This is a genomic window from Frigoribacterium sp. Leaf263 (assembly GCF_001422285.1).
Taxonomy (GTDB): Bacteria; Actinomycetota; Actinomycetes; order Actinomycetales; family Microbacteriaceae; genus Frigoribacterium.
This window is the reverse complement of sequence record NZ_LMMO01000003.1, coordinates 952,301-972,784: the sequence shown is the minus strand read 5'-3', so window position 1 is coordinate 972,784 and position 20,484 is coordinate 952,301. Positions and strand designations below refer to the sequence as shown.

The window sequence follows — 20,484 nt, the reverse complement described above, 5'->3', positions numbered from 1 at the left end:
GGCCACCCGGTCCGGCCGTCCATACGACTGCGCCCGCCGTCGCCGGGTGGGCGACGACGGGCGCGTCAGCGTGCGGAGGAGGTCCGCAGCAGGGATCAGGCGGCGGGGCCGTCGCCGAGGGTGACGGTGGCCGTGTGCGATGCCCCGGCCGCGTCCGTCCAGGCGATCGAGACGCTGTCGCCCGAGTCGTGGGCCTGCACCGCGGCCGTCAGAGCGGAGGCGTCGCCGACCGGTGCACCGTCCAGCGCCGTGATGGTGTCTCCCGCGACGAGTCCGGCGGACGCCGCCGCGCTGCCCTCGACCGTCCCGGCGATCGTCACGCCAGCCACGCCGCCGCCGGTGGTCGTGTCCGCGATCTGCGCCCCCAGGAACGCCGGGAGTCCGATCCGGATCGTGCCGCCGCCGGTCCCGGCGACGATGCGCTTGGCGATGTCGAGGGCCTGGTCGACGGGGATCGCGTACCCGGTGATCGGGGTCGTCCCCGAGGAGGCGGCGGTCACGATGCCGATGACGTCGCCGTCCGCGTCCCGGAGCGGGCCGCCCGAATCGCCCGAGACCACGTCGGACTGGATCTCGATCAGCCCCGACAGCGACTCGCCGCCCGTGCCGGTCTCGCTGCGCACCTGGATGGACTGATCGGTGGCGAGGACGCTGCCCTCCGCGGTGACGAGATCGCCGGTGCCCTCGGCGTTCCCGGTGGAGTGCACGGCGTCGCCGGCCGAGACGTCGGCGGAGTCGGCGAACGAGACGGGTTCGAGACCCGACGCGTCGCGCAGTTGCAGCACGGCGACGTCGTTGGTGGCGTCCGTGCCGACGACGTCGGCCGTGTAGGTGCGACCGGTGGACTCGTCGGTCACCTCGATGCTGGTCGAGCCCTGCACGACGTGGTTGTTGGTCAGGATGAGCCCGTCGGAGTCGAGGATCATGCCCGTGCCCGCGGACTTGTACGAGTCGTCGTAGTTCAGGGTGGAGACGATCGTGACCACTCCGGCGGTCTCCTCCGCGGTGGCCGGCGTCGCCGTCGACTCGGTCGTTCCCGTCGATCCCTGCGATCCCGACGTGCCGCCCTGTCCGTCGCCGGTGCCCTGGCCGTCTCCGAACGGCGACGTTCCCGCCCCGCCCTGAGGGCCCGTGTACTGGGGCGCCAGCTGGATCGACTGCTGCTGCGACGCCGCCTCGGCCGCCGCCGTGCCGACGGTGTGCCCGAGGGCGTAGGCCGCGCCTCCGGTCCCGCTCGCGGCGATGATGAACGCGGCGGCGGCGCCGGTGACCAGCATCCAGCGGCGAGGGCGGCGGCGCGTCGGTCGGGCGAACGCCTCGGGGACGCCCGGAGCTCCGGAGGGGCGGGTCCGGTCGGCGTTCGGGCTCGCGTCGTACGACTGGTGCGTCCCGTCGCCGCCGCTCATCCACGACGGTGCCGACGAGTTCACGTAGCGCGCGTCGGACGCCCCGGTGACGTGGGGGAGGGTGCGGGCCTCGGCGGGGGGAGTCCCGAGTCGGGCGGCGTCCTCCGGGGAGGGACGCGTTCCGTCGGTGGGGGGCGTCGGGGGCGTCGTCTCGCCGTTCGTGCCGTTCGTGCCGTTCGCGGCGTCGCTCTCTCGGTCGTACATGGGGTGCCTCCTGTGGCTGCGGTGGTGCGGTGAGATCAGACAAGCGCCGCTCCCCAAGGAACCCCTATGACCAGCCTCGGAGGCGGTGGGGAGTTCCATGAGGAGCAGCACGGAGGCGGACGGAGGCGCGACGACAGGCGGATCGTTCCCGCCCGACGGGAGGGTCTTCCCTCCGACGTTGCGGAGCGGGCCGCGAGTTCCGATACGCTGGGAGGCCGAAGGAGGTCCACGATGGCAGAGCACGCCAATCAGGTACCCGGCGAGCACTCCGGTGCTCAGGGCGCCCATCGCGAGGTCGACACCACTCTCAGCTTCAACGAGGAGTTCCAGGCTCAGCTGGCTGCTCTCGAGGGCGGCGTCTCGACCGACGAGCGCGAGGCCGTCGCGGCGCTCCCGTCCGGCTCGGCGCTCCTCGTTGTCCGTCGCGGGCCGAACATCGGGGCTCGCTTCCTCCTCGACTCCGACGTCACGGTGGCCGGGCGGCACCCCGATGCCGGCATCTTCCTCGACGACGTCACGGTCAGTCGCAAGCACGCCGAGTTCCGCCGTTCGGGCACGACGTTCAGCGTCGTCGACCTCGGCTCCCTCAACGGCACGTACTTCGACGGGGTGCGCATCGACGAGACGCTGCTCAGCGACGGCGCCGAGGTCCAGGTGGGCAAGTTCCGTCTCACGTTCTACGCGTCGCGCGTCGACCTGGCGCACCTGGCGATCAAGTAGTGCCCCGAACCGCCGCCGCTCGGTCGCCGCAGACCGGGCCGACGGATCTCCTGACGATCGGCCAGGTCCTCTCGAGGCTGAAGCCCGAGTTCCCCGACCTCAGCAACAGCAAGCTCCGGTTCCTCGAGGAGCGCGAGCTCGTCACGCCCGTGCGCACGCCGTCCGGATATCGCAAGTTCTCGCCGGCCGACGTCGAGCGTCTCCGATTCATCCTCGGTCTGCAGAGAGACCACTACCTCCCTCTCAAGGTCATCCGCCAGCATCTGGCCGACCTCGACGCCGGTCGTCCGACGGTGCTGCCGTCCGGTGCCGGCGGGGTCTCGCTGGTGACGTCTCCTCGCCGCCTGTCCCGCGACGAGCTGATCGCGCGCACCGGTGCGACCCCGGGGCTGCTCGACGACGCGGTGGCGGCCTCGCTGATCCCCGCGGCGGAGCACCACGGCGACGACTCGGTCACCGTTCTGACGGCCCTCGTCGAGCTCAAGAAGACGGGCATCGAGCCGCGTCATCTCCGGACCGTCCGGGTCGCCGCCGAGCGGGAGCTCGACCTGATCGAGTCCGCGGTCGCCTCCGTCGCCCGGCGCCGCGACGCGGCGGGTCGAGCCCGGGTCGCCGAGCTGTCCCGCGAGCTCGCCGAGCAGCTCGACGTCGTCCGTCGGGCGCTGGTCCGCTCGGCCCTCGACCGACTCGACACGTAGACGCGCGGCCGCGCGGCGAATATCCTCGACACGCCGGGGTGTCCACGCGAATGTCGTCTCGTCCAGGTCCCGTTGTGGGTACCGTGGGTCCAGGTCAAACCATCAACCCGACATTGAACGTTCCGGGTCTGGACGAAGCACAGCGGAAGGCAGCGGCATGAGTGAGTCAGGTTCCCCCGAGGGGTCCCGTTACGAGCTGGGCCTGCTGTTCACGGACGGGATGCCCGACCTCGACGCCGACAGCGGGTATCGCGGCACCGTCGCCGCTCGAGCGGCCGGAATCAGCTACCGCCAGCTCGACTACTGGGCCCGGACGGGTCTCGTGGAGCCCACGATCCGCAGCGCCGCGGGTTCGGGATCCCAGCGGCTCTACGGATTCCGCGACATCCTCGTCCTCAAGCTCGTGAAGCGGCTCCTCGACACGGGCATCTCGCTCCAGCAGATCCGGACGGCCGTCAACCAGCTGCGCGAGTCGGGTGTCAGCGACCTGGCTCAGACCACGCTGATGTCCGACGGTGCGAGCGTCTACCTGTGCACCTCCGACGACGAGGTCATCGACCTCGTGAGCCGCGGGCAGGGCGTCTTCGGCATCGCCGTGGGCAAGGTGCTCCGCGAGGTCGAGACCAGCCTCGTCGAACTCGACAGCACCCCGGCGGCCGACCCGTCCGACGAGCTGGCCGCGCGTCGCGGGACTCGCGCCAGCTGAGGCGGTCTCCCTCCCGCTTCGAGACCTCGCACCAGAACGCCGAAGAGCCCCCGCCGATCGGCGGGGGCTCTTCGTGTGAGAAGCGGGGGAGTCGGCGTCAGCGGGCCGCGGGCTCCGCGTAATCGCCGATCTTCGCGGTGCGCATGATTCGTTCTAGCAGCTGATCGAAGTTGCGCGCCATCTCCTGCGCGCTCTCCCCGGGCCAGACGTGCAGAGGCTTCGCCGCGCCCTGAGCCTGCTGCAGCGACGTGCGCTCGGGCAGCTGAGGACTGAGCACCAGCGGGCCGAACATGTCGCGGAGCTCCTTGATGCGGAACTGGTGCTCGATGGACTGCACCCGGGCGCGGTTGACGATGATGCCCAGCGGCTGCAGGCGGGGCGAGAGTCCCCGGCGGATCTCCTCGATGGCCCGGAGGGCACGGTCAGCCGCCGCGACGCTGAACAGTCCGGGCTCGGTGACGACGGTCACGCGGTCCGAAGCGGCCCACGCCGTCCGGGTGAGGGCGTTGAGCGAGGGCGCGCAGTCGATCAGGACGAGGTCGTAGTCGGCCTCGACGTTGGCGAGCGCCTCCTCGAGCTTCCAGATGTCGCGGATGGAGGGGTGCGGACCGTCGAAGTTGATGGCGGAGGGGCTGCCGATCATCACGTCGATCTTGCCCTGTCGGCCCTTCGTCCAGCCGCTCGGTGCGATGGCCGCTCGGACGGTCTTCTCCTTCGGAGACGCCAGGACGTCCGCCACGTTGAGGTGACCGGCGACGGTGATGTCGAGGCCGGTCGACACGTCCGACTGCGGATCGAGGTCGACCACGAGGGTCCGGAGGCCTTTGGCGAAGGCGGCCGACGTGAGTCCGAGCGTCACCGTCGTCTTGCCGACGCCCCCCTTGAGTGAGCTGACGCTGAGTACATGCACGACCCTCACGATACCTTCACTACTGTTGAAGAGCCTAAAAGCCACGTCGGCGAGCTCGAATCCCCTCGTCCGTCCCACCTGAGCACCCAAGGAGGTGCACGCCGTGAGCGTGAGATCCATCCGTCTGTTCGGCGACCCGGTCCTGCGGTCGACGTCCGACCCCGTCACGCTCGGCGACCCGCGGTTGGCGTCGCTCGTGGCCGACCTCCTCGACACCGTCCGCGAGCCCGGTCGCGCCGGGGTCGCGGCCGCGCAGATCGGCGTCGGCCTCCGCGCCTTCAGCTACAACGTCGACGGCGAGGTCGGCTACGTCCTGAACCCCGTGCTGGTCGAGGCGTCGGGCGAGCGGGAGCTGGTCGACGAGGGATGTCTGTCCGTTCCGGGGTTCTGGTTCCCGACGCCGCGCTGGTCGTATGCGCGGGTCGAGGGCGTCGATCTCGACGGAGAGCCGGTGGTCCTCGAGGGGACCGGTCTCATGGCCCAGGCTCTGCAGCACGAGACGGACCACCTCGACGGCACCCTCTACGTGATGACGCTCGAGCCCGCGACGCGACGCGAGGCCCTCCGCGAGATCCGCATGAGCGACTGGTGGCGCGCCTGATCCTCGGCGAGCCGGGCCGAGCCGGCCGGGCTGGGCCCGGCCGGTCGACGGCAGCTCAGCTCGCGGGGTGGGTGACCGTCCGGACGGAGTCCGTGCTGGGGTAGACGGTGTAGAGGTCCGCGATCTGCGGGGCGAAGTCCTTCAGGACGATCGCCCGCTTGATGCTCATCTTGGGCGTCAGGTGTCCGCTCTCCTCGGTGAGTTCGAGGGGCAGCACGATGAACTTCCGGATCGACTCGGCGCGAGAGACGGCCGTGTTCGCCTCGTCGACGGCCCTCTGGATCTCCGCGAGGACGACGGGGTGCTCGGCGGCCTCGGCGAGCGGCATGTCCGCGGCCTCACCGGCGTTGTTCAGCCAGACCGGCAGCATCTCGGTGTCGAGGGTCACCAGGGCCGAGATGAACGGCTTCTGATCGCCGACCACGACCACCTGTGCGACGAGGGGGTTCGCCCGGATCGGGTCCTCGAGGACGGCCGGTGCCACGTTCTTCCCGCCGGCGGTGACGATGATCTCCTTCTTGCGACCGGTGATGGTGAGATAGCCGTCGGAGTCGATGGATCCCAGGTCCCCGGTGCGGAACCAGCCGTCCTGCAGCACCGCGGCCGTCCCCTCCGGGTCGTTCCAGTAGCCGGCGAAGACGTTCTCGCCCTTGATGAGGATCTCGCCGTCGTCGTCCGTCCGGAGCGAGACGCCCGGCAGGGCGGGGCCGACGGTGCCGATCTTGAACTTCGAGACGAGGTTCACGGATGCCGGAGCCGTCGTCTCCGTCAGCCCGTAGCCCTCCAGGATGCGGATGTCGAGACTGCGGAAGAAGTGCCCGAGACGCGTGCCGAGCGGGGCGGAGCCCGACACGGCGTAGCGGATGTTCCCGCCCATGGCCTTCTTCAGCTTGCTGTAGACGAGCCGGTCGAAGAGCGCGAAGCGCAGCTTCAGGCCGAGGGGCACCGTGCCCTCGTCGAGGGCCTTGCTGTGGGCGATCGCGACCGCCACCGCGCGACGGAAGATCGCTCCCTTCCCCCCGGTCTCGGCCTTCTGCTCCGCGGAGTTGTAGACCTTCTCGAACACCCGGGGCACCGCGAGCAGGAACGAGGGCTTGAACGAGGCGAGCGAGGGGAGGAGCTGCTTGGTGTCGGCCTGGTGCCCGACGCGGACCCCCGCGTGCACCGACATCACCGCGATGAACCGGGCGAACACGTGGGCCGTGGTGATGAAGAGCAGCGTCGACGAGCCGGGGGCCACGACGTCGGACATGGCGAGCGCGGCGTTCCGACTCGTCTCGACGAAGTTGGCGTGCGTCAGCATGCAGCCGCGCGGGCGTCCCGTGGTGCCCGAGGTGTAGATGATCGTCGCGAGGTCGTCCGGTCCGGCCGCCGAGCGGCGGCGCTCCAGCTCGTCGTCGTCGACGTCGGCGCCCGCGGCCGCGAGCTTGTCGAGGTCGCCGAGGTCGATCTGCCAGACGTGGGATACGTCGGGGAGGTCGGGGTGCACCTCGTCGAATCGCGCGAAGTGGTCGGGCGTCTCGAGGATGAGAGCCACGGCACCCGAGTCGCTGAGGTTCCACTGGACCTGGGCCGGCGACGACGTCTCGTAGACGGGCACGAGCAGCGCTCCGGCGAACCAGGTGGCGAAGTCGACCAGGGTCCATTCGTACCGGGTGCGGCACATGAGCCCGACGGCGTCGCCGGGACGGATGCCCGCGGCGATCAGTCCCTTGGCGAGGGCTCGCACCCTGGCCAGGAAGTCGGCGGCGCTGATGTCCGACCAGCCCCCGACGCCGTCGGGGACGGCGAAGAGAGCGGCGTCGGGCGTGGCCCGGACGCGGTCGATCAGGAGGTCGGTCGCGTTGGCGTTCACGTCGGGCTCCACGGCCAGGGGGACGGTGTGTTCGTTCACGGCAGCTCCTTCGGTACCGAACGATGGTCCTCCTCACCCTAGCGGGGAGGCCGCCGGTGCGGCATGCCTCGTCGAGGGGACGCCGGGGATAGACTCGACGCTCGTGCAGGCAATCGGAATCGACATCGGCGGAACGAAGATCGCGGGTGGCGTCGTCACCGAGCTCGGCGAGATCGTCGCCGAACGACGGGTGCCGACCCCCGCGGGCGACTCGCGAGCGATCGTCGACGCCGTCGTCGAGATGATCACCTCCCTCCAGTCCGAGCACCGCGACGTCGTCGCGGCCGGGGTGGCCGCGCCGGGCTTCATCGACGCGGCCCAGTCGACCGTCTACTACACGCCGAACATCGCGTGGCGGAACGAGCCCCTCCGCGCTCTGCTGTCCGAACGACTCGATCTGCACATCACGATCGACAACGACGCGAACGCCGCGGGCTGGGCCGAGTTCCGCTTCGGCGCCGGCCGGCTGGCCAGCGACATGACCATGCTGACGATCGGCACCGGCGTCGGCGGCGCCATCGTCGCCCAGGACCGTCTCCTCCGCGGCGGCTTCGGCACGGGTGGCGAGCTCGGCCACCTCCGCGTCGTCCCTGACGGTCTCCCGTGCGGTTGCGGCGCCCGCGGGTGCATCGAGCAGTACGGCTCGGGTCGTGCACTGCTCCGCATGGCCGGCGAGGTCGCCGACCGGCCCGGTGCGGGTGCCGCTCTGGCGGCCGTCCGCGAGGCCAAGGGGGAGCTCACCGGTCATGACGTCAGCGAGCTCATGAAGGCCGGAGACCCGGGTGCCATCGAGGCCCTCCGGGAACTGGGCGGCTGGCTGGGTCAGGCGGCCGCCTCCCTGTCCGTCGTCCTCGACCCTCAGATCTTCGTGTTCGGCGGCGGCGTCGCGCAGTCGGGCGAGCTGCTGCTCGCCCCGGTGCGCGAGGCCTATCTGGCGCACCTGCCGGCCCGCGGCTATCACCCGGAGCCCGAGTTCGTCATCGCCGAGCTCGTCAACGACGCCGGCGTCGTCGGCGCGGCCGACCTCGCCAGACTGCACGCGACCGGGCTCTGAGCCCGACCGACCGACCGCTCCATCGACGAGGGATGCACCGATGCTCTACTGGTTCTTGAAGACGCTCATCGCGACGCCTCTCGTCCTCTCGGTGTTCCGTCCGTGGGTCCGCGGCGCCGAGAACGTTCCGGCGTCGGGCGCCGTGATCTTCGCCAGCAACCACCTGTCGTTCGTCGACTCGATCTTCCTGCCCATCGCCCTGGACCGTCGCATCTCGTTCCTGGCGAAGAGCGACTACTTCACCGGCCGGGGCATCAAGGGCTGGGCGATGCGTCTGTTCTTCACGGCCACGGGTCAGCTGTCGATCGACCGCTCGGGCGGCAAGGCCTCGGAGGCCTCTCTGGCGACGGGTCTCTCGGTCCTCCGCCGGGGTGAGCAGCTCGGCATCTACCCCGAGGGGACCCGCAGTCCCGACGGCCGTCTCTACCGCGGTCGCACGGGCGTCGCCCGGATGATCCTCGAGGGGCACGTGCCCGTGATCCCCGTGGCGATGATCGACACCGAGCACGTCATGAAGACGGGGACCAAGATCCCCAAGATCCGCCGGGTCGGCATCGTCTTCGGCGAGCCCCTCGACTTCAGCCGCTTCGAGGGCATGGAGGGCGACCGCTTCATCCTGCGGTCCATCACGGACGAGATCATGTACGAGCTCAACGCGCTGAGCGGGCAGGAGTACGCCGACGTGTACGCCTCCAGCGTCAAGGAGAAGCGCTCCGCCTCCACGCGGTAGGCTCGCTCGTCGGGGTCGTTCGGCCCCGAGCCCGCTGACGCCCGCAAGGAAGACCGTGACCCAGCTCAGAGATCCGTTCGCAACGTCCGACACCGACGTCGTCGAGGGTCTCGACTATTGGCGCACCCTTCCCATCAAGCAGCAGCCGTCATGGCCCGACCCCGCGGCCGTCGAGGCGGCCTCGGCCGAGATCGCCACGCTGCCTCCGCTCGTGTTCGCGGGCGAGATCGACACCCTCCGCGATCGGCTGGCCTCCGCCGCGCGGGGCGAGGCCTTCCTCCTGCAAGGGGGCGACTGCGCCGAGACCTTCGCCGGCGCGACGGCCGATCAGATCCGCGATCGCGTCAAGACGATCCTGCAGATGGCCGTCGTCCTGACGTACGGCGCCTCCATGCCGGTCATCAAGATGGGCCGCATGGCCGGTCAGTTCGCCAAGCCCCGATCGAGCGACGACGAGACGCGAGACGGCGTGACCCTGCCGGCCTACCGGGGCGACATCGTCAACGGCTACGACTTCACCCCCGAGTCCCGGCGGGCCGACCCGGCGCGACTCGTGAAGGGGTACCACACCTCGGCGTCGACGATAAACCTGATCAGGGCCTTCACACAGGGAGGTTTCGCCGACCTGCGTCAGGTGCACAGCTGGAACCGCGGCTTCGCGGCCAACCCGGCGAACGCCGCCTACGAGCACCTCGCGAAGGAGATCGACAAGGCGATCCGATTCATGGAGGCTGCCGGGGCGGACTTCGACGAGCTCAAGCGCGTCGAGTTCTACACCAGCCACGAGGGTCTCCTCATGGACTACGAGCGCCCGATGACGCGCATCGACTCGCGGACGGGCGACCCCTACGTGCTGTCGTCGCACTTCGTGTGGATCGGCGAACGCACCCGCGACCTCGACGGGGCGCACGTCGACTTCCTGTCGAGGGTGCGCAACCCGATCGGCGTGAAGCTCGGCCCGAGCACGACACCCGACGACATGATGCGCTTGATCGACAAGCTCGACCCCGAGCGCGAGCCGGGTCGACTCACGTTCATCACGCGCATGGGCGCGGGGAGGATCCGCGATGCGCTGCCGCCCCTCCTCGAGGCAATCACGCGTGCGGACGCCACGCCCCTGTGGGTGAGCGACCCGATGCACGGCAACGGCCTCACGACGCCCACCGGGTACAAGACCCGCCGCTTCGACGAGATCATGGACGAGGTCAAGGGCTTCTTCGAGGCCCACCGCGCGGCCGGCACGCACCCGGGCGGCATCCACATCGAGCTGACGGGCGACGACGTCACCGAGTGCCTCGGCGGTTCGGAGCACATCGACGAGGCGACTCTGGCCACTCGCTACGAGTCGCTGTGCGATCCGCGACTGAACCACATGCAGTCGCTCGAGCTGGCGTTCCTCGTGGCGGAGGAGCTCGCGGCGAACTGAGCCGCCCCTCCCTGCCGTCCCGGGCCTCCGTCGTTCACCGGCGGGGGCCCGTCGTCACGTCATGACGAGCGGATCACGACGAGCGGATCAGGAGGCGCGGGCCCGCAGGGTCCGTCGGCGTCAGTCCGCCCGGTAGCTGAGGGTCACGGTCGAGCCCACGAGGGCCGTCCCCCCGGCGCCGGGATCCGACGCGGTGACGGGCAGCGCGGCCTCCCAGTCGTAGAACGCGCAGGTGAACTTGGCGCAGTCGTCGTAGCTGACCCGCAGCCCGAGGGCCTGCAGCTGCGCCGTCGCGTCGTCCAGGGTCTGCCCGGTGACGTCGGGGACGGTCACCGGGGCCGGGCCGTCCGACACGACGAGGTCGAGGGTCGCACCCGGCTTCACGGGGCCGTCGGCCTGGGGCTGCGAACGGATGACCGCCCCGGCGGGGACATCGCTGCTGTACTCGCGACCAGCCTCGGCCCCGGTCAGCCCGGCCTTCTGCAGCGTGGCCTGGGCCTCCGAGAGCTCCTGTCCGGCGACGTCGGGGAGAGGTCCGAGCGACACCGTCAGTGTGACCGGCTGCTGCTCGCCGTACGTCGAGCCCTCGGCGAGTCCCATGGCGTTGCCGTCGCCGCCGACGCCGGCGATGCCGATCACGGTGCCGGCGTCCTTCTCGTCGAACTGTCGGATCGGGTCGGTGAGCGCGAAGTCCGCCAGTGCTGATTCAGCGGCGTCGAATGAACCGCCGACGACGGACGGCACATCCAGCTGCCGCGGCCCCTGCGAGACCACCATCGTCACCGTCGATCCCTTGGGCTGACGGCTCGTCGCGTCGGGCTCGGTGCCCGTCACCTGCCCGGCGGGGACGTCGACGGAGAAGTCCCCGCGGTTGTCGGGCGCGACCTCGAAGCCGGCCTCGATCAGCTGCGAGGCCGCCGCCGCCGGGTCCTGGCCCGCGACGTCGGGTACAGCGGCCTCTGCGCCCGGGCCGGAGCCGAACCACCAGCCCGCACCTCCCGCGACGAGCGCGAGCAGGATGACGATCACGAGCAGGATCGCGCCGCGACGGTGACGGCGGGCGGCGTCGTTCTGCAGTCGCTCGGCGTTGCTGTCGGAGTCCGGGCCGATCGGGCCGGTCCGGTGCCGTGCCTTGGGGACGATCTGCGTGTCGGCCGTGGCTCCGCGGCCAGGTCCGGGGAGGACCGCGGTCGCAGCCGCGGAGGGCAGGACCATCGTGCGGTTCGCCGGCGGGCCGGAGGGGTCCGCCAGGGCCCGTTGCACGTCGAGCAGCTGGTCCAGCAGGGCGCGGGCGTCGCGGGGTCGGTGCTCGGGGTCGCGGGCGGTCGCCCAGAGGACGAGCTCGTCGAGCTCGACGGGGACCGAGGGGTTGACGATGCCGGGGGCGGGGACCGTGTCGTTCGCGTGCTGGTAGGCGATCTGCATCGGCTGCTCGCCCTTGTAGGGCTGTTCGCCGGTGAGCATCTCGTAGAGCATGATGCCGAGCGCGTAGATGTCGCTGCGGGTGTCGGCGATGCCCCGGGTGACGAGCTCGGGGGAGAGGTAGGCGATGGTCCCGAGCAGCGCCGCGCCCGTGGCGGTGTTCGCCGTGGCGGCCCGGGCGAGGCCGAAGTCGCCGATCTTGATGCGACCGTCGTCGGCGAGGAGGACGTTCTCGGGTTTCAGGTCGCGGTGGACGATGCCCGCACGGTGGGCGGCGGCGAGACCCGACAGCACGGCCTCCAGGATGTCCATGGCCTGCTCGGAGGTGAGCACCTTGTGGTCCTGCAGGAGCTCGCGCAAGGTGATGCCGGGGAGGTACTCCATGACGAGGTAGGCCGAGTCGTCGTCCTGGCCCTGGTCGAAGACGTTGACGACGTTCGGGTGGGCGAGTCTCGCCGCCGAGCGCGCCTCCTGGATGAAGCGCTCCTTGAAGGAGGCGTCGTCGGCGAGGTGCCCGTGCATGATCTTGATCGCGACGCGGCGCTCGAGGCGGAGGTCGGTCGCGAGGTAGACGGTGGCCATGCCTCCGCGGGCGATGCGCGAACGGACCTGATAGCGATCGTCGATGAGCCGGCCGATCATCGGGTCAGTCTGGTTCACGCTCACGCGCTGATTTTACGGTGATCATGCGCCCGAGACGCGTCAACTCACCGGCCGACCGAGAAGTGGCCGGAGAGCCGCCTAGCCGAGGGCCGCGAGCCAGGAGGCAGCGGGGGCCTCCCACTTCGCGTAGGCCGTCGGGTACGCCGAGATCTGCACGGCCTGGGCAGCACCCGTGAGCGACATCGACGTCCAGCCGGGGATGTCCAGCAGGCCGCGGGTGTAGCCCCTGTTCGGGTTCGTCGGTCCGCCGAAGAACAGCTTGGTCGCATGCACCGGGTCCGTGAGCTGGGCGCGGGTGCCCCATCCGGTGCTCGGTCGCTGCTGGTAGAGGCCGACCGAGTCGCGGTCGCCGTGATCGATGTTGCGAAGGCTCGACTCCTGAGCCGCCGCGGCCAGGGCGATGACGATCGCGCGGTCGCTCGCCCCGATCTGCCGGCCGACGGCGATGATGGTGCGCGCGTTGCGCTGCTGCTCGGCGCTGAGGGACGTGCCGGACGAGACCGGGACGGCCGACGTGGCCGCCGGGGTCGTCGTGGGAGCGGAGGTGGAGGCGCCGCCCCGGCCGGGGATGGTCAGCTTCTTGCCCGCGTAGATCGTGCTGGTGATGCGCAGGCCGTTGGCGGACAGCAGGGCCTGGACGCTCGTGCCCGTGTTCGCGGCGATGCGCGAGAGGGTGTCGCCCGTCTTGATGGTGTACGAGCCCCCCGAAGCGGCCGGAGCGGACGGGGTCCTCGACGGGGCGGGGGAGGCCGAAGACGATCCTCCCGGGACCGACAGCTTCTGGCCGGGGTAGATGATGCTCGACCAGCCGAGGCCGTTCGCGGCCAGGAGCGCGGAGGTCGCGACGCCGTGCGCGCCGGCGATCGAGCTGAGGGTGTCGCCGCGCTTGATCGTGTAGCTGCGCGCGGAGCCCGAGGAGGCGCGGCTCGGCTGGGTCGAGGCCCCTCCCGCGACGAGGCTCAGCGTCTGCCCGGGGAAGATCGTGGACTTCCAGCTCAGTCCGTTGAGGGCCAGGACCGAGGCTGTGCTCAGGCCGAAGGACCCGGCGATGGTCGCCACGGTGTCGCCGCTCTTGACCGTGTACGACGACGGGGCGATGACGGAGGCGCGGGAGGCGGCCAGCTCGACCACCGCCTCCTCGACCACGGTCGTCCCGGCGGTCTCGATCGCCGGCAGCACGGGGCGGGGCGCGGCCTGGGGCTTCTTCACCTTGTCGGAGGCCTCGTCGAGTGAGGAGATCGGGCCGGTCAGCCCGAGGCCGAGGGCCATCGAGCCCACGAGCATGATCGGCACGGTGTTCATCATCGAACGGGCGATGCGACCGGTCGCCCGGGGGTCGTCGCCGGTGGTGTCGATGCGGCCGAAGGCGCTCGTCGTCTGGCTGTCGTTCATGAGGTGATCCTCGAGTCTCGGGGGCAAGCACGTCGACGGCCTGATCGGACGACGTGTCTCGAAGTTATCAAGTTGACACAGGTGGTGTGTCAAGTCAATCAGTGCGCCTCCTGAGGTCTGTGCGACTCATGTGGCTGATGTGACAGCTGTGACAGGAGTTGTCTGGCGGAGACACGATGGGCGCTCTCATGGCAAGGTTGTCCGGTGATCGATCTCTCGCAGCAGCCCTGGTTCGCCGACACCGAGTGGCTGGCCGTCCCCGACCTCGTCGAGAAGACGGGGATGAGCGTCAGCCGCGTCCGCCGGCTCTTCGACGAGCACGCGCTCGTCGGGACCAGGCTCGGCGGCCCCCTCCGCACGCCGGCGGTGTTCCTCGACGACGAGGGTCAGCCCCGGGGTGATCTCCGGGGCACGATCACGGTGCTCGCCGACAACGGGTTCACAGACGACGAGGCGCTCGACTGGATCATGTCGGACGACGACTCTCTCGGCACGAGCCCCATCGAGGCTCTGCGCGCGGGTCGCAAGGCGGAGGTCCGCCGGATCGCGCAGGGCCTGCTCTAGCCCGGACGGACGACTTCGGCCGTCGTCATCTGTGACGGAGAGGTCGTCCGTCATCGGGTGAACGCGCGTGCGCCTCGTCAGGAGGTGCGGCGCGTGACCGTGTCGGCCAGTCGGGTCAGCTGGGCTCGGGCGGACGGCGACAGCGCCGAGCGGTCGAGGGCGTGCGTCGCCCGCTCGACCTGGTCGCTGATCGACTGCTCGACCGCGTCGACCGCTCCCGAATCCCGGAGCGTCGCCTGGAGCATCGCGATCTGGTCGTCGTCGAGCTCGGGGTCGCCGAGGAGCTCGTCGAGCAGGCGCACAGCACCCGCCGGCAGGGAGCGGCGTGCCATCGCGACCAGGACGGTCCGCTTGCCCTCGCGGAGGTCGTCGCCCGCCGGCTTGCCGGTCACCTCGGGGTCGCCGAAGACGCCCAGCAGATCGTCGCGGAGCTGGTAGGCGATCCCGAGGGGCAGCCCGAAGTGACGGAGCGACTCCAGGGCCTCGGGGGAGCCCCCGGCCATGGCGGCGCCGATGGTCAGCGGCGCCTCGACGCTGTACTTGGCCGACTTGTAGACGATGACCCGCTGAGCGCGCGGCAGGAGGTCGATGTCGGGGACGGTCCGCCACGCGTTCTCCTCGAGGATGTCGAGGTACTGACCGACGGTGACCTCGGTGCGCATCCGGTTGAACTCGACGCGTGCCGCGCGCGCGGCGTCTCGCGAGAGCAGGCCGTCGAAGGCCTCGGAGACGAGCTCGTCGCTCCAGGCGAGGAGGAGATCGCCCATCAGGAGGGCCCCCGACGTGCCGAAGTCCTCGGCGGAGCCGAGCCACGACCCCTCGCGGTGCAGCCGCTCGAAGCGCCGGTGCGCGGAGGGCAGTCCGCGCCGCGTGTCGGAGTTGTCCATGATGTCGTCGTGGACGAGAGCGGCCGCGTGGAAGAACTCGAGAGCCGTGGAGGCGCCCATCACCGAGTCGAGGGATCGTGCGTCCGGGGGAGTCCCCAGAGGATCGAACCCCGTGTCGAGACCGGCGACGGACTGCCATCCCCAGTAGCAGAACAAGGCGCGGAATCGCTTGCCTCCGCGAAGCAGGTCGCTGGAGAAGAGAGCGAACGGATCGAGGTCCGGGGCGATCGTCCGCAGGACCGGGCGCTGCCTCTCGAGGAACTGGTCGATCCGCTGTTGAACGACATCCACTAACCGCGTACTCTCAGCCACGCTGCCTAGCCTAGCGACAGCACTCCGGCATACACTGCCAGCTACTCATACGCGTCGATCCCGAGGTCGTAGGGCCTGTGCTCGAAGGGAACACCAAGATGCCACTTTCCGAACAGGAGCAGCGGCTCCTCGACGAGATGGAGCGCAGTCTCTACAGCAACGACTCCGACTTCGTCGCGACCGTCGGCACTCGGCAGGGGCGACCCAACTACACGATGGTCGTCGTCGGCGTCCTCGGGGGTCTGCTCGGGATCGCCGTCATCGTCGCCGGCGTGATCTTCCGTCAGCCCGTGGTCGGCGTGCTGGGTTTCGTGCTCGTCGTCGCCGGAGCCCTATTCGCGATCGCCCCTCCTCGTCGGAAGGGCGGGCCGGCCCCGACTGCGTCCAAGGCTCCCCGATCGACGGGCTCCCGCCCGGGCCCCTCGGCCGGCTCGTCCCGCACGAGCATGATGGACCGGCTCAACGAACGATGGGACCGTCGCAACGACGGCGACGAGCGCCGCTGACGTATCCCTCCACCCCGCTCCACCACGAAGGGGCCGACCTCCGGGTCGGCCCCTTCGTCGTGCCGCCAGGCAGTCGCCAGGCCGAGTCCAGCCGGGTGAGCCTCCTCTCGCCCCGCTGAGCGCGCCTCCTCGGCCCCGGACGCTCCACAGCCCTCCACCCCTGCGGACCCTGAGAATCCAGGGTCCGCAGGGGTTCTTCTGTGCCCAGAACGGGGAGATCCGTTGTCGAGTGGTGCGTTGTGGAGTAAAGTGGAGCCACGTCCCACTCCGGGGTGTGGAGCGGAAGGGGCGGGGCGCATGTTCCTCGGCACCTACTCGCCCAAGCTCGACGAGAAAGGCCGCATCATCCTTCCTGCGAAGTTCCGTGACGAGTTGGCCTCCGGGCTCGTCATGACGCGCGGGCAGGAGCGCTGCGTCTACGTCTTCTCCCAGCGCGAGTTCGAGGACATGCATTCGCGGATCCGTCAGGCGCCCATCACGAGCAAGGAGGGGCGCGACTACATGCGACTGTTCCTCTCGGGTGCGAGCGACGAGATCCCCGACAAGCAGAACCGTGTGACCATCCCCGCGCAGCTGCGCGAGTACGCCGGGCTCGGTCGCGATCTCACCGTCATCGGTGCCGGGAACCGCGCCGAGATCTGGGCCACCGATGCCTGGACCGCCTACTACGAGGCTCAAGAGGCCGCCTTCGCCAACACCACGGAGGAGGTGATCCCCGGCCTCTTCTGAGTCGTCGGCCCCGACTCCCAGCCGTCCGCCCTGGCGCACCTTCCCCGGTGCCAGGTCGGGACGGATGGGGATCAGGGCAGATGAACAGGAGCCGACATCGTCATGGCAGATCAGATCCACACCCCCGTACTGCTCGAACGCACCCTCGAGCTGCTCGCACCCTCGCTCGGCGCACCCGGTGCCGTGGCCGTCGACTGCACCCTCGGCATGGGCGGTCACACGGAAGCCCTGCTGACGCGCTTCCCGGAGCTCACCGTCGTGGGTCTCGACCGCGACACGGAGGCGCTCGAGATCGCCGGCGAGCGGCTCCGTCCCTTCGGGCAGCGGGCCCGGCTCGTGCACACGACCTACGACGGGATCGGCGAGGCGCTGGACGGCCTGGGCCTCGCGACCGTCGACGGCGTCCTCTTCGATCTGGGGGTGTCGTCTCTGCAGCTCGATCGCGTGGAGCGCGGCTTCTCGTACTCGAAGGACGCTCCGCTCGACATGCGGATGGACCCGACCTCCGCCGTCACCGCGGAGACGATCCTCGCGGAGTACCCCGAATCCGAGCTCCGTCGGATCTTCTACCAGTACGGCGAGGAGAAGCTCGCTCCTCGGTACGCCCGCCGCATCGTCGAGCACCGGGTCGACAACCCGCTGACCCGGAGCGGCGAGCTCGTCGACGTGCTCGTCGCGGCGACCCCCATGGCCCTCCAGCGAGCCGGTCACCCCGCGAAGCGCGTCTTCCAGGCCCTGCGCATCGAGGTCAACGGCGAGCTCGCCTCGCTCGAGGCCGCCGTGCCGGTCGCCCTCGACCGTCTCGGCGACTCGGGCCGCATCGTGGTCCTCGCCTACCAGTCGCTCGAAGACCGGTTCGTCAAGCGCGAGCTCGCCGCGCGGACCACCTCGACCGCTCCCCAGGACCTCCCGATCGAACTGCCCGAGCACCGGCCCGAGTTCCGTCTCCTCGTCCGAGGAGCCGAGCTCGCCTCGGCCGACGAGATCGACCGCAACCCCCGGGCCAAACCCGTGCGCCTCCGCGCAGCCGAACGAATCCGGAGATCAGCATGAGCAGCCAGTTCGCCCTCGTCGACCCGACGCCTCTCCTCGAGCGGTCCCCCTCGGCGACGCCTCGGCCTGTCGAGATCGTGACCAGCCGGGCTCAGCGTCGTGCGCGTCCCAAGATCGTCTACGCGCTCGTCGCGACGGCGTCGCTCTTCGTGCTCCTCCTGGCTCAGCTCGCCATCAGCATCGCGCTCAGCGACGGCGCCTACAGGATCTCCGCGCTCCAGGCGCAGCAGACCGAGCTCACGCGGGACCAGCAGAAGTACTCCGAGCAGCTCGACGTGCTGTCGTCGCCTCAGAACCTGGCCAACAACGCCGAGGAGCTCGGCATGGTCCGCAACTCGAACCCCGTCTACCTCGACCCCGCGACGGGCGCGGTGCACGGGCAGCCGTCTCCCGCCGACGGCGGCGCCGACGGCACGGACAACCTGATCCCCAACACGCTCCTCGACGGCGTCCCCCTCGCCACCGCCCAGAAGCCCGAGGCCTCGGCCACCGCCGGTGCGAAGGCCCCCGCCGACCAGGGGTCGACGTCGACGGCGGACGCGAGCGTCGCCTCCACCGGCGTCGCCGCTCCCGTGTCCGGCTCCGCCGCGGCGGGCGCGGCGAGCGGGGGATCTCCCGAGCAGTCGGTAGCGTCTGACCCGAACCAGCTGGCGGCTCCCCAGACCCGTTAGCGGTGTCCCACCCGGGGTACCGGACGACGACAGCGGCAGGGCGGCACGGCCCGCCGCGGTGAGGAATCCTTCGTGAACGCAGCACCACGCAGCCGGCGGCTCCGAGCCACTCTGGCCATGGCCCTGGTGATCGCCCTGATCGGCGTCTTCGTCGTGCGACTCGCCGACATCCAGCTGGTCCAGGCGGCCGAGTTGAACGAGCAGTCGAAGAACAAGCGGCAGATCAGTCAGGTGACGTACGGCGACCGCGGCGACATCCTGGCCGCCGACGGCACCGTGCTGGCCGGCAGCGTGACCCGATACAACATCACCGCCGCCCCGGCGTTCGCCAAGACGCGGACGATCACCGAGAAGGCGGCCGACGGCACGAAGACGAAGAAGACCCTGACGGTCGAGCAGGTCATGGCGCAGATCGCGGAGATCACCGGCGGTGACGCGGACGCCATGTACGAGAGCATCACCCGTGACCCGACGGCGAACTTCGCCTATCTCGTCAAAGGCGTCGACGTCGACGCCTTCCGCGCGGTGCGGGACCTCAAGAACAGCGGCATCTCGTATCTCTACTACGAGCGGCAATCAGCTCGCACGTATCCCAACGGGTCGGTCGCCGGCAACCTCACGGGCTTCATCGGCACGGACGGCCCGCAGGCGGGTCTCGAGCTGAGCGCCGACAGCTGCCTCGCGGGCACGAACGGCAGCGAGACCTACGAACGAGGTGCCGACGGCGTCCAGCTGCCCGGCAGCACGGTGACGACCGAAGCCGCCGTCCCGGGCAGCTCGCTCACGCTGTCGATCGACAAAGACCTGCAGTACATGACGCAGCAGTCCCTCGCCGAGCAGGCTCAGGCCATCGGTGCCGTGAGCGCCACGGCCGTCGTCATGAAGGCCGACACGGCGGCTCTCCTCGCCGTCGCCGACTATCCCGCCGTCGATCCCAACGACGTCGACGCCACCGACGTCGACAACCTCGGCTCGCTGGCGTTCACCGCCTCCTATGAGCCGGGTTCGACGTTCAAGGCCATGACCGCCGCGATGCTGCTCGACACGGGCACCGCGACGCCGACGAGTCGCGCGACCGTGCCTTACTCCCGCACCTTCCCGTGGGGCGGCTCGATCCACGACGCCGTCTTCCACCCGACCGAGCAGCTGACCTTGACGGGGATCCTCCGCGACTCGTCCAACGTCGGCATCTCCCTCCTCGGTGAGAACCTGTCGGCGCAGGCGCGTTACGACTACATGCTCAAGTTCGGGCTGAACGAGCCGACGGCCGTCGGGTTCCTGGGTGAGCCCACTCAGGGCGTGCGCAACGTCTCCGAATGGGACCAGCAGACGAGCATCAACTCGATGTTCGGACAGGGCGTCTCGACGACGGCCGTTCACCTCGCCTCCGTCTTCCAGACGCTCGCGAACCACGGTGAGCGTCTGCCCGTGAACCTGGTCGAGAAGTGCACGGCACCCGACGGGACGGTCTCGCAGACGCCGAGCACCGAGGGGACTCAGGTGGTCTCCGCCTACGCCGCCGACACGACCGTGAACATGCTCGAGAAGGTCGTCAGCGCGGGCGACCTCAAAGACGTCCTGACGATCCCGGGGTACCGCGTGGCCGCCAAGACCGGCACGGCCGAGGTGGCGAAGTCGGACGGCACGGGCTACGGTTCGGACCGCATCGTGTCGGTCGCGGGCATCGCGCCGGCCGAGGATCCCCAGTTCGTCGTGGTCGTGACCTTCACCAAGCCAAGTACCATCAAGACGTCGGCCGCTGCGGCGCCGACCTTCAACAAGATCATGTCCCAGGCACTCGAGATGTACCGCGTCCCTCCGTCGACGGAGCCCGCCCCGGACATCCCCGAGACCTGGTGAGAGAAGAGGATTCATTGAACGCCCGGATCCCCCCGGTCCTCCGACCGGAACATCCGTCGGCGAGGTCCCTCGCCCA

At 70.2% G+C, this 20,484-nt stretch carries 19 protein-coding genes; 13 read left to right on the top strand and 6 right to left on the bottom strand.

All coding sequences use genetic code 11. From position 1 onward, the window contains the following. Positions 1 to 95: 95 nt before the first annotated feature. Positions 96 to 1,610 (bottom strand): S1C family serine protease, encoded by a 1,515-nt coding sequence (locus ASF17_RS08520; protein ID WP_235476452.1) that lies wholly within the window; start codon positions 1,608 to 1,610, stop codon positions 96 to 98. 231 nt (positions 1,611 to 1,841) lie between these two features. Between ASF17_RS08520 and ASF17_RS08515 the strand changes: the two genes are divergently transcribed. The 3 genes from ASF17_RS08515 to ASF17_RS08505 all read left to right on the top strand — a co-directional run bounded on the left by ASF17_RS08515 (position 1,842) and on the right by ASF17_RS08505 (position 3,734). Next, positions 1,842 to 2,330 carry an FHA domain-containing protein gene (locus ASF17_RS08515; protein ID WP_055797807.1) on the top strand — a complete coding sequence of 163 codons (489 nt, stop codon included), beginning with the start codon at positions 1,842 to 1,844 and terminating at the stop codon, positions 2,328 to 2,330. After that, positions 2,330 to 3,028 (top strand): transcriptional regulator FtsR, encoded by a 699-nt coding sequence (gene ftsR, locus ASF17_RS08510; protein WP_055797803.1) that lies wholly within the window; start codon positions 2,330 to 2,332, stop codon positions 3,026 to 3,028. Before ASF17_RS08515 ends, ftsR begins: the two co-directional genes overlap by 1 nt. Positions 3,029 to 3,185: 157 nt before the next feature. Then, positions 3,186 to 3,734 (top strand): MerR family transcriptional regulator, encoded by a 549-nt coding sequence (locus ASF17_RS08505; protein WP_055797800.1) that lies wholly within the window; start codon positions 3,186 to 3,188, stop codon positions 3,732 to 3,734. Between the two features lie 97 nt (positions 3,735 to 3,831). On the opposite strand, the gene ASF17_RS08500 is transcribed toward ASF17_RS08505, so the two are convergent. Further along, entirely contained in the window at positions 3,832 to 4,644 is an 813-nt protein-coding gene (locus ASF17_RS08500; RefSeq protein ID WP_055797797.1) for a ParA family protein, read from the bottom strand. Between the two features lie 103 nt (positions 4,645 to 4,747). Between ASF17_RS08500 and ASF17_RS08495 the strand changes: the two genes are divergently transcribed. After that, positions 4,748 to 5,245, top strand: a complete 498-nt coding sequence (locus ASF17_RS08495) for a peptide deformylase (protein WP_055798553.1) — start codon at positions 4,748 to 4,750, stop codon at positions 5,243 to 5,245. A gap of 55 nt (positions 5,246 to 5,300) precedes the next feature. Here the strand turns inward: ASF17_RS08495 and ASF17_RS08490 are convergent, their stop codons facing one another. After that, positions 5,301 to 7,139, bottom strand: a complete 1,839-nt coding sequence (locus tag ASF17_RS08490; protein ID WP_055797793.1) for an AMP-dependent synthetase/ligase — start codon at positions 7,137 to 7,139, stop codon at positions 5,301 to 5,303. Between the two features lie 103 nt (positions 7,140 to 7,242). Here ASF17_RS08490 and ASF17_RS08485 point away from each other — a divergent pair, with 103 nt between their 5' ends. Genes ASF17_RS08485 through ASF17_RS08475 form a run of 3 tightly spaced genes read left to right on the top strand, consistent with a single transcriptional unit; the run spans position 7,243 to position 10,349 of the window. Next, complete coding sequence (locus ASF17_RS08485) at positions 7,243 to 8,193, top strand: ROK family glucokinase (RefSeq protein WP_055797790.1); 951 nt, start codon at positions 7,243 to 7,245, stop codon at positions 8,191 to 8,193. Between the two features lie 40 nt (positions 8,194 to 8,233). Then, positions 8,234 to 8,923 carry a lysophospholipid acyltransferase family protein gene (locus tag ASF17_RS08480; RefSeq protein ID WP_055797788.1) on the top strand — a complete coding sequence of 230 codons (690 nt, stop codon included), beginning with the start codon at positions 8,234 to 8,236 and terminating at the stop codon, positions 8,921 to 8,923. A 55-nt stretch (positions 8,924 to 8,978) separates the two neighbouring features. Beyond that, positions 8,979 to 10,349 (top strand): class II 3-deoxy-7-phosphoheptulonate synthase, encoded by a 1,371-nt coding sequence (locus tag ASF17_RS08475; RefSeq protein WP_055797785.1) that lies wholly within the window; start codon positions 8,979 to 8,981, stop codon positions 10,347 to 10,349. Between the two features lie 120 nt (positions 10,350 to 10,469). Here the strand turns inward: ASF17_RS08475 and pknB are convergent, their stop codons facing one another. Beyond that, a complete protein-coding gene (gene pknB / locus ASF17_RS08470; RefSeq protein ID WP_055797781.1) occupies positions 10,470 to 12,437 on the bottom strand; it encodes a Stk1 family PASTA domain-containing Ser/Thr kinase in 1,968 nt (655 codons plus the stop codon). 75 nt (positions 12,438 to 12,512) lie between these two features. Then, positions 12,513 to 13,826 carry a muramidase family protein gene (locus ASF17_RS08465; protein ID WP_082475165.1) on the bottom strand — a complete coding sequence of 438 codons (1,314 nt, stop codon included), beginning with the start codon at positions 13,824 to 13,826 and terminating at the stop codon, positions 12,513 to 12,515. Between the two features lie 204 nt (positions 13,827 to 14,030). Between ASF17_RS08465 and ASF17_RS08460 the strand changes: the two genes are divergently transcribed. Next, positions 14,031 to 14,390, top strand: coding sequence for an Rv2175c family DNA-binding protein (locus ASF17_RS08460; RefSeq protein WP_326934179.1), 360 nt, complete (start codon positions 14,031 to 14,033; stop codon positions 14,388 to 14,390). 77 nt (positions 14,391 to 14,467) lie between these two features. On the opposite strand, the gene ASF17_RS08455 is transcribed toward ASF17_RS08460, so the two are convergent. Next, on the bottom strand, positions 14,468 to 15,589 hold the full coding sequence (locus ASF17_RS08455; protein ID WP_055797776.1) for a polyprenyl synthetase family protein: 1,122 nt from the start codon (positions 15,587 to 15,589) through the stop codon (positions 14,468 to 14,470). A 98-nt stretch (positions 15,590 to 15,687) separates the two neighbouring features. Here ASF17_RS08455 and ASF17_RS08450 point away from each other — a divergent pair, with 98 nt between their 5' ends. From ASF17_RS08450 to ASF17_RS08430, 5 genes are all read left to right on the top strand, one after another. Beyond that, positions 15,688 to 16,095, top strand: a complete 408-nt coding sequence (locus ASF17_RS08450) for a DUF3040 domain-containing protein (protein ID WP_055798544.1) — start codon at positions 15,688 to 15,690, stop codon at positions 16,093 to 16,095. A 297-nt stretch (positions 16,096 to 16,392) separates the two neighbouring features. Beyond that, positions 16,393 to 16,824, top strand: coding sequence for a division/cell wall cluster transcriptional repressor MraZ (gene mraZ / locus ASF17_RS08445; protein ID WP_055797771.1), 432 nt, complete (start codon positions 16,393 to 16,395; stop codon positions 16,822 to 16,824). Positions 16,825 to 16,926: 102 nt separating this feature from the next. Next, a complete protein-coding gene (gene rsmH / locus ASF17_RS08440; RefSeq protein ID WP_055797768.1) occupies positions 16,927 to 17,877 on the top strand; it encodes a 16S rRNA (cytosine(1402)-N(4))-methyltransferase RsmH in 951 nt (316 codons plus the stop codon). Next, positions 17,874 to 18,548 (top strand): hypothetical protein, encoded by a 675-nt coding sequence (locus tag ASF17_RS08435; protein WP_055797765.1) that lies wholly within the window; start codon positions 17,874 to 17,876, stop codon positions 18,546 to 18,548. Before rsmH ends, ASF17_RS08435 begins: the two co-directional genes overlap by 4 nt. 72 nt (positions 18,549 to 18,620) lie before the next feature. Further along, complete coding sequence (locus tag ASF17_RS08430; RefSeq protein ID WP_235476445.1) at positions 18,621 to 20,408, top strand: peptidoglycan D,D-transpeptidase FtsI family protein; 1,788 nt, start codon at positions 18,621 to 18,623, stop codon at positions 20,406 to 20,408. The last annotated feature ends 76 nt before the right edge of the window (positions 20,409 to 20,484 follow it).